This is a genomic window from Streptomyces sp., from assembly GCF_036524955.1.
In the GTDB taxonomy this organism is placed as follows: domain Bacteria; phylum Actinomycetota; class Actinomycetes; order Streptomycetales; family Streptomycetaceae; genus Actinacidiphila.
The window spans coordinates 1-8,707 of record NZ_DATDBG010000055.1 but is presented as its reverse complement, the minus strand read 5'-3'; the positions used below and the strand labels follow the sequence as shown (position 1 = coordinate 8,707).

General features: G+C 74.1%; 4 protein-coding genes. All 4 read right to left on the bottom strand.

The annotated features are described in order from the left end of the window. A partial coding sequence (locus tag VIW71_RS04450; protein ID WP_331620632.1) for a type I polyketide synthase occupies positions 1-4,668 on the bottom strand: 4,668 nt, incomplete at its 3' end. Positions 4,669-4,808: 140 nt separating this feature from the next. Next, the gene (locus tag VIW71_RS04445) at positions 4,809-5,702 is read right to left on the bottom strand and encodes a 3-hydroxybutyryl-CoA dehydrogenase (protein WP_331620631.1); all 894 of its coding nucleotides are present in this window, start codon (positions 5,700-5,702) and stop codon (positions 4,809-4,811) included. Continuing rightward, the gene (locus tag VIW71_RS04440; protein ID WP_331620630.1) at positions 5,699-6,697 is read right to left on the bottom strand and encodes a 3-oxoacyl-ACP synthase III family protein; all 999 of its coding nucleotides are present in this window, start codon (positions 6,695-6,697) and stop codon (positions 5,699-5,701) included. The genes VIW71_RS04445 and VIW71_RS04440 overlap by 4 nt, the downstream gene beginning before the upstream one ends. A gap of 2 nt (positions 6,698-6,699) precedes the next feature. After that, complete coding sequence (ccrA, locus tag VIW71_RS04435) at positions 6,700-8,079, bottom strand: crotonyl-CoA carboxylase/reductase (protein ID WP_331620629.1); 1,380 nt, start codon at positions 8,077-8,079, stop codon at positions 6,700-6,702. Positions 8,080-8,707: the final 628 nt, after the last annotated feature.

Here is an 8,707-nt window from a genome sequence, read left to right as displayed (position 1 = left end):
GTACAACCCCTCCACATCCCAGCCCCGGTCCACCGGAAAACCCGACACCGCGTCCGACCCGGACACCACCAGCTCCCACAAGTCCTCAGCCGACCGCACCCCACCCGGATACCGGCACCCCACCCCCACGATGGCGATGGGGTCGTCGTCGGCGGGGAGTCCGGCGGCGGGAGCCGGTGCCGCGGTGTCCGGCTCGCCCAGCAGGGCGGAACGCAGGTAGCGGACGACGGCCTCGGGGGTGGGGTGGTCGAAGACGAGCGTGGCCGGCACCTGGACGCCCACGGCCTCGCTCAGCCGGTCGCACAGCTCGACGCCGGTGAGGGAGTCGAAGCCCAGGCCCTTGAAGGTGTTCGTGACGTCCACCGCGTCCGCGGCGGCGTATCCCATGACCGCGGCGACCTGGGTACGGACGAGGTCGTGGATCAGCCGCTCGGCGTCGGGGCCTGGCAGGCCCGCGAGCCGCCGGGCGAGCCCGTCGGCGGGGGTCGCCGGCTCCTCGGCCTCGATCTGCTCCTCCGCCCCGGCGCGCCGCGCGGGTTCGGCGACGGGGCCGACCAGACCGCGCAGCGCGCCGGGCAGTTCCGCTCCGGCGGCCTCCTCCTGCAGAGCGGCGAGGTCGAAGCGGGCGGGCACCACCACGGGCATGTCCGCGGCGCGTGCCGCCCCGAGCAGGGACAGCGCCTCGTCGGCGGCGAGCGGGACCGTACCGGGCAACGCGCGGCCCGGCGCGCCCGGGAGCTCCGCCCACTCCCCCCAGGCGAGGGACAGGGCGGGCAGTCCCTCGCTCCTGCGCTGGGCCGCGAGGGCGTCGAGGAAGGCGCCGGTGGCCGCGTCGGCGGCCCGGCCCGCGCTGCCGGCGGTGCCGGCCAGCGACGAGAACAGCACGAAGTCGGAGAGCTTCAGATGCCTGGTCAGCTCGTCCAGCAGCAGTGCGGCGTCCGCCGCCGCGCGCAGGACCGGCTCGGTCCGCTCGTCCCCGGTCGCGTCCGCGTCGCCCTCGCCCGCTCCGGAGACGCCGACCGCGTGCACGACCGCGGTGAGGGGCTGCTCGGCGGGGACGGCGGCCAGCAGCGCCGCCAGGTCCTCCCGGTCGGTCACGTCGCACGCCGCGACGGTCACCCGGACGCCGGACGCGCCCAGTTCCGCGGCGAGTCCGGCCGCGCCCTCGGCGTCCTCCCCGCTCCGGTCGGCCAGCAGCAGATGGTGCACGCCCTGCCGGGCGGCCAGTTCGCGGGCCACCAGGGCTCCCTGGCCGCGGGTGCCGCCGGTGATCAGGACGGTCCCGCCGGACTCCCACGCGGGGGCCGGTCCGCCGGGCGGCTCCAGGGCCGCCAGCCGCGGCACGAGCACGGTGCCGCCGCGCACGGCGAGTTCGGGCTCGGCGCAGGCCACCGCCGTGGGCAGCGCGCGCACCGACGCCCCCTCGGGGCCGAGGTCCAGCATGCCGATCCGCCCGGGGTGCTCGGCGCGCAGGGACCGCAGCAGCCCCCACAGCGCGGCACCGGCCAGGTCCGGCGCGCCGCCGCCGGTGCCCGTGGCGACCGCGCCCCGGGTGACGGCCACCAGCCGGGAACCGGCGAACCGCTCGTCCGCCAGCCAGGCGCGTACCGAGGCCGCGGTGTCCCGGAGGGCGTCGCGGACCGCGGTGGCGGCCCCCTCGGCGCCCGGGGCGGCGGCGGGTGTGGGGCACGGCACGAGAACCACGTCGGGCACGGCCGTGCCGGCGGCCGCGAGCGTGTGCAGTCCGGGGTGGACCGACACCCCGCCGACGGCCGTCGTCAGGGCGGCGGCCAGGCCGAAGACGTCGGCGCCCGCGACGGCCCAGCGGCCGGCGGCCGGCACGTCACCGGGGGCGGGGGCGTACGCGGTCCAGCGCACCTGGAACAACGTGTCCTCGGCACGGGAGCCGGCCACCGGCCGTACCGCCGCCTCGGACGGAAGCGCCGCCGGAAGCTCCGTGCCCTCGGGTGTCGCAAGCCAGTGCGAGCTGCGCTGGAAGGCGTAGGTCGGCAGGTCGACCCTGCGGCCGTGCCGGTCGGCGACGGTCTTCTCCCAGGCCACGGTGGCGCCGCGGACATGGACCTCGGCGAGGGCGCGCAGCAGGGCGGGCACCTCGGGGCGGGACCGGCGGGCGGTCGCGACGAAGGCTGCGGCGCGGCCGTCCTCACCGGACAGGCACTCGCGGGCCATCGCGGCGAGTACGGCGTCGGGGCCGACCTCCAGGAAGGTGCGGGCGCCGGACCGGGCCAGGGCCGCCATGCCGTCGTGGAAACGGACCCCCTCACGGGCGTGGCGCACCCAGTGGTCGGGGGTGCCGATCTCCTCGGCGCCGGCCGGGCGGCCGGTGAGGTTGGACACGACGGGGATCCGCGGTGCGTGGTAGGTGAGGCCGGACGCGACCTGGCGGAACCGGTCGAGCATCGGGTCCATGTGCGGGGAGTGGAAGGCGTGGCTGACGCGCAGGCGCCTCGTCTTGCGGCCGCGTTCCCGCCAGAGCTCGGCGATACCGAGCACCGCGTCCTCGTCACCGGCGATCACCGTGGACACCGGGCCGTTGAGCGCCGCGATCGAGACCCGGCCCGCGGCCCGCGCCAGGGTGGGCAGCACCTCGTCCTCGGATGCCTGGAGGGACACCATCGCGCCGCCGGACGGCAGTTGCTGCATCAGCCGGCCGCGGGCGGCGACGAGGGTGCACGCGTCGGCGAGGGAGAGCACACCGGCGGCGTGCGCGGCGGCCAGTTCGCCCACGGAGTGGCCCATGACGACGTCGGGGGTGAGGCCCCAGTGCTCCAGCAGCCGGAACAGCGCCGTCTCGTACGCGAACAGCGCGACCTGCGTGTAGCCGGTGGCGTCCAGCAGGGCGGCGTCGGCGTCGTCCTCCGCGGTGAACATCAGGTCCCGCAGCGGTCGGTCGAGGTGCGGGTCGAGCTCGGCGCAGACCTCGTCGAGGGCCGTGGCGAAGACCGGGTACGTCTCGTACAGCGCGCGTCCCATGCCCGCCCGCTGGCTGCCCTGCCCGGTGAACAGGAAGGCGAGCCCGCCCGGCTGGACCCGGCCGGTCACGGTCCCCGGGGCGTCGGCGCCCGCGGCCAGGGACCGCAGACCGGCCAGCACCGCGTCGCGGTCGTCGGCGAGCAGCACGGCCCGGTGCCGGAAGTGGCTGCGGGTGGTCGCGAGCGAGTGGACCACGTCGTCCAGGCCCTGTCCGGGGTGCGCGTCGAGGTGGTCGCGCAGGGCGCCGGCCTGGGCGCCCAGCGCGGCGGCGGTGCGCCCGGAGACCGGTACGGGGGTGGGGGCGGCGACAGTACGGGCCGGGGTGAGCCGGGCCGGGTCGGGCTCGGCGTCCGGGGCGGGCGTCCAGTCGGACAGGACCAGGTGGCAGTTCGTGCCGCCCATGCCGAAGGAGCTGAGGCCGGCGAGGAGCGGCGCGCCGTCGGGTGCGTCCAGCGGCCTGAGCCGGTCGTTGACGGCGAGCCGGAGGTCGTCCAGCGCGATGGCCGGATTGGGCGAGCGGAAGTTCAGGCTCGGGACGAGCGTGTGCTCGCGCAGGCACAGCACCGCCTTGATCAGGCCCGCGATGCCGGCGGCGCCTTCCAGGTGGCCGATGCTGGGCTTGACGGAGCCGGTGAGCAGCGGCGCGGTGGCGGGCCGGCCGCTGCCGTGGCCGAGCACCGCGCCGAGCGCGGCGGCCTCGACCGGGTCGCCGAGCGGGGTGCCGGTGCCGTGCAGTTCGACGAAGCGGACGGCGGCCGGGTCCACGCCTGCCCGCTGGTAGGCCAGGCGCAGCACGTCCTCCTGGGCGGCGCCGCGGGGGGCGGTCAGGTTGTCGCCGCCGCCGTCGTTGTTGACGGCGCCGCCGCGGATGACGGCGTGGACGCGGTCACCGTCGGCGAGTGCCTGCCGCAGCGTCTTGAGGACGACGAGGCCGCCGCCCTCGCCCCGGACGTAGCCGTTGGCGCGCTCGTCGAAGGTGTAGGTACGGCCGGTGGGCGACAGGGCGCCGAACTTCTCGGCGACGGTGAAGCCCTCGGGCACCAGGTTGAGGCTGACCCCGCCGGCCAGCGCCAGCGCGCAGTCGCCCCGGCGCAGGCTCTCGCAGGCGAGCTGCACGGCGACCAGTGAGGACGACTGGGCGGAGTCCACGACCAGGCTGGGGCCGCGCAGCCCGAGCACGTACGAGACGCGGTTGGCGATGATGCCGCGGCTCACCCCGGTGATGGTGTGGTGGGTGACCGCCGCGGCGCCGTGGTGGTGGGCGAGCTTGGCGTAGTCGTCCCAGATCGCGCCGACGTAGACCCCGGTGGGGGTGTCGCGCAGCGTGCCGGGGACGGTGCCGGAGTTCTCCAGGGCCTCCCAGGCGAGTTCCAGCATGAGCCGCTGCTGCGGGTCGGTGCTCGCCGCCTCGCGGGGGGTGATGCCGAAGAACTCCGCGTCGAACCGGTCGATGGCGTCGAGGAATCCGGCCGGCCGGGACACGGCTCCGGCCGGCAGGCCGGGCCGGTCCCGGGGGGCGGTGTCGGACACGGCACTCCGGCCGTCCGTCAGCAGTTGCCAGTACGCCTCGGGTCCTGGTGCTCCGGGGAAGCGGCAGGACAGCCCGACGACGGCGATGGGTTCGTCCGGCTCGGGGAGAGCAGCCGGAGCACTGGACCCGGGTGCAGTGGCCATGGTGTGGCTCTTCCTTTCAGCGGCAGCGCGCGGCGGAGCCATCGCGTGCGGAGAGGTGCTCGGTTGCGCGGGTGTCCCGGTCGTGCCGGTGCCTCATTGCGCCGGTTCCCCGGTCGCGCCGGTGCCTCGTCGCGCCGGCGTCAGGCGTACTCGTAGAAACCCCGGCCCGACTTCTTGCCGAGCAGCCCGGCCTCGACCATTCGCAGCAGCAGGGGCGGGGGCGCGTACAGCGGCTCCTTGTACTCCGCGTACATCGCCTCCGCGATCGAGACGGTGGTGTCGAGGCCGATGAGGTCGGCGAGCCGCAGCGGGCCCATGGGGTGGGAGCAGCCCTGGACCATGCCCTCGTCGACGGTCTCGGCGGTGGCGAACCCGGAGTCGACCATGCGGACGGCCGACAGCAGGTAGGGGAAGAGCAGGGCGTTGACCACGAACCCGGCGCGGTCGGGAGAGCTGATCGGCTTCTTGCCGAGCACGTCGGACACGAAGCGCAGGGCCTGGGCGCCGACCTGGGGGCCGGTCAGCACCGAGCTGACGAGTTCGACCAGCGGCAGAACCGGCACGGGGTTGAAGAAGTGCATGCCGACGACCCGTGAGGGCCGGCTGGTGGCCCGTGCGAGCCGCACGATCGGGATGGAGGAGGTGTTGGAGGCAAGGATCGCCTGCGGGTCCTGGACGATCTTGTCCAGGGTGCTGAAGAGCGCAAGTTTGAGCTCCTCGTCCTCCTTGACCGCCTCGATCACGAGGTGGCGGTCGGCCAGTTCGGCGAGGTCGGTGGTGAACGCGACCCGGTTCCAGGCCGCGTCGCGCTCCTCCGGGGTCAGCTTGCCCTTGGCGACCCCACGGTCCAGGGAGCCGGCCAGCCGCTGCGGCCCGGTGGCGAGGGACGCCTCGGAGGAGACCGCGACCACGACGTCGAGGCCGCGCTTGGCGCACAGTTCGGCGATTCCGGTGCCCATGATGCCGCTGCCGACGACCCCTACCCGGTGCAGCCCCGCAGACGGGCTGCCGGCGGTCTGCACGGACGTGGTCATGCGGCGGCCCCCCAGGTCAGCAGCGACGCCCCGATCGCCATGCCGCCGCCGAACCCCGCGAGCAGCACCAGGTCTCCCGGGGACAGCGCGCCGGTGCGGTTGGCCTCGTCCAGGGCCACGGGCACCGAGGCGCTGCCCACGTTTCCGTACTTCTTCAGCGTGCGGTGGGTCTGTGCGTTGGCCAGCCCGGCGCGTTCCACGACCTCGCCGAGCATCACCCCATTGGCCTGGTGCGGTACGAAGTGGTCGACCGCGGCGAGGTCGTGGCCGGTGCGGTCGGCCAGGGCCCGCAGCGCCGGGGGGACGTTGTCGACGACGAAGTCGCGTACCTCACGGCCGTCCATGCGGAAGAAGTGGCCGCCCTCGGCGACGGTCTCGGCCGTGGCCGGGTTCCGGCTGCCGCCGGCGTCCACCCGGATCAGGTGGTGGGCGTCGCCGCGGCTGCGCAGGTCGGTGCCGAGGATCCCGTACGGCTCGGGCACCCGGCCGACCACGGCGGCGCCCGCCCCGTCGGCGAACAGCACCGCGGTCTTGCGGTCGTCGAAGTCCAGGATCCGGGAGTAGAGGTCCGCGCCGATCACCAGTACGCGGCTGTCGGGCTTGAGCCCGACGAGGCTGCGGGCGAGTTCGAGCGCGTAGACGAAACCGCTGCAGACGACGTTGACGTCGAAGCAGGCGGCGCCGTACGCGCCGAGGCGGTGCTGGACGACATAGGACGTCGGCGGCTGCGGGAAGTCGCCGGTGGAGGTCGAGACGATGATGTAGTCGATCCGGTCCGGGGTGAGGCCGGCCTGTTCGAGGGCGGCGGTCGCGGCGCGGGTGGCAAGGTCGGACGTCGCCTCGTGCGGCGCGGCGTAACGCCGGGACTGTATCTGGGTCTTGCGCTCGATCCATTCCGCGGTGACGCCGACGCGTTCGGCGACCTCCTCGTTGCTCACTTCGTTTTTCGGCAGATACGAGCCGGTCGAGATGATTCCGATGCGCTGGTCCGGCATGTTCAGCCGACCCCCTCAAGGACAGCGGACGACAGCGGGCCGGCGAAGTTCCCTGGTCCGCGGAGCGGGTTGAGGCGTTCCTCGCCGATTTTCGCGCGCATTACCGGGTCGGTGACACCCAGTCCCTCCTCCGGTGCGAGGCACAGCACCCCGACTTTTCCGATGTGCCGGTTCTGCTGGACCAGCCGGGCCGCTTCACCGATTTGTTCCAGCGGATACACCGCGGAAACGATGGGCGACAGGAATCCGAGCCGGAACAGCCGGTTGCATTCCGCCTGCTCCTGCAGATTCGCCGCGTGGCTGCCCACGATGCGCTTCAGGTTCATCCACAGATAGCGGTTGTCGAAGTGGTGGTCGTAGCCGGTGCTGGAACCGCAGGTGACGACCACGCCGCCCTTGCGGACCACGAAGACGGAAATCCCGAAGGTGGCCCGGCCGATGTAGTCGAAGACCACGTGCGGGTCCTCGCCGACCTGGCGGCGGATCTCCCGGCCCAGGCGCTTGCCCAGTTCGACGGTGCGCTGCGGGGTGAGCGGGGCGTCGCCGCCCATGCCTATCTCGTTGCGGTCGATGACCACGTCGCAGCCCAGCCGGCGCAGGACCTCGGCCTTGCGCGGGGAGCTGACCACGCCGATGGGGACACCACCCGCGTTCTTGACCATCTGCACCGCGAAGGCGCCCAGGCCGCCGGTGGCGCCCCAGATCAGCACGATGTCGCCCTGCTTGATGCGGGCCCCGTTGTCGCCGACCAGCATCCGGTACGAGGTGGCCGCGGTCAGCAGCACCCCGGACGCCTCCTCCCACGTCAAGTGGGCCGGTTTGGGCAGCAGTTGGCTGGCGCGCACGACGGTGTAGTGCGCCAGCCCGCCGAAGTTGGTCTCGTAGCCCCAGATGCGCTGCTCGGTGCCGAGCATGGCGTCGGCGTGCGTGGCCGGCTCCTGCTCGTCCACCTGGACGCAGCTCACCACCACATGGTCGCCGACCCGCCAGCGCCGCACCCCGGCGCCGACGCGTACGACGACTCCGGCCGCGTCGGAACCCACCACCTGGTACGGCAGGTCGTGCCGGGCGGCGAATCCGCCCTGGCGGCCGTAACGCTTGAGGAATTCGAAGGTGGGCACCGGCTCGAAGGTCGCCGACCAGACGGTGTTGTAGTTGATGGAACTGGCCATGACGGCCACCACGACTTCGTCGGGTGCGAGGTCCGGCATCGCGACCGTGCCGAACCGCAAGGACCTGCGGACGTCTTTGTCCTCGGCACCTTCGAACATGCCCACGTCCTCCGCGCGCAGATGCGCGGCCAGATATTCGTCGGGAAGTTCCCGCCGTTCCAGCTCCTCCGCGTCCGCCCCTGCGAGCAACGCTTCGGCTAAAGAGTCCATGGCTCCCCTTCTCGATAAGCACGCGGCAGCCGGGGTGCGCAGACAGGCGTCCGCCAGCGGGAAGCGGACGCCATTCAGCGTTGCCGGAACGGAGCTCCGGCAACGCTGTGCGCAGATCGCGCCGAGAATCGATGAAACCCCGGGCGAGAAAAACGGTACGCAATTCGGCGTCCGGCCCCCACCCTTAACCGCCCCCTAGGCGGGACCCCACCGGGGGCGCCGCGCGGCCCCAGAAAGCGTGACAGCCCCCGCCGCGGGCAGCGGTGCAGGGCGTGGCCGTCCGCGGGGCGGTCTAGGGGTACACCCCCTCAGTCAGGCCCGGGCGGTGTCGTCCGCCACGACGGCGGCCGGTGCGGGTGCCGGTGCGGGTGCAGACAGCCCGGCGTCCCGCGCGGGGTGTCCTTCACGGTCCGCCACTCGCGGGGCAGCGCGGCCGCGTACTGCCGCCGGCCGCGGATGTGCAGCCGCCGCTCGCCGCCGCCGGCCGGCCGGCGGCGAGGACAGGTCGCGGGTCGGTCGGTGAGCGCGTGCCCGTCGCCGGCCGAACCAGCGGGGCGGACGCAGCTCCGCGGTGGCCCGGCCCATGAACGCCGACCGGTCACCGGCTCCGGCCGGATCGGGTACGAGC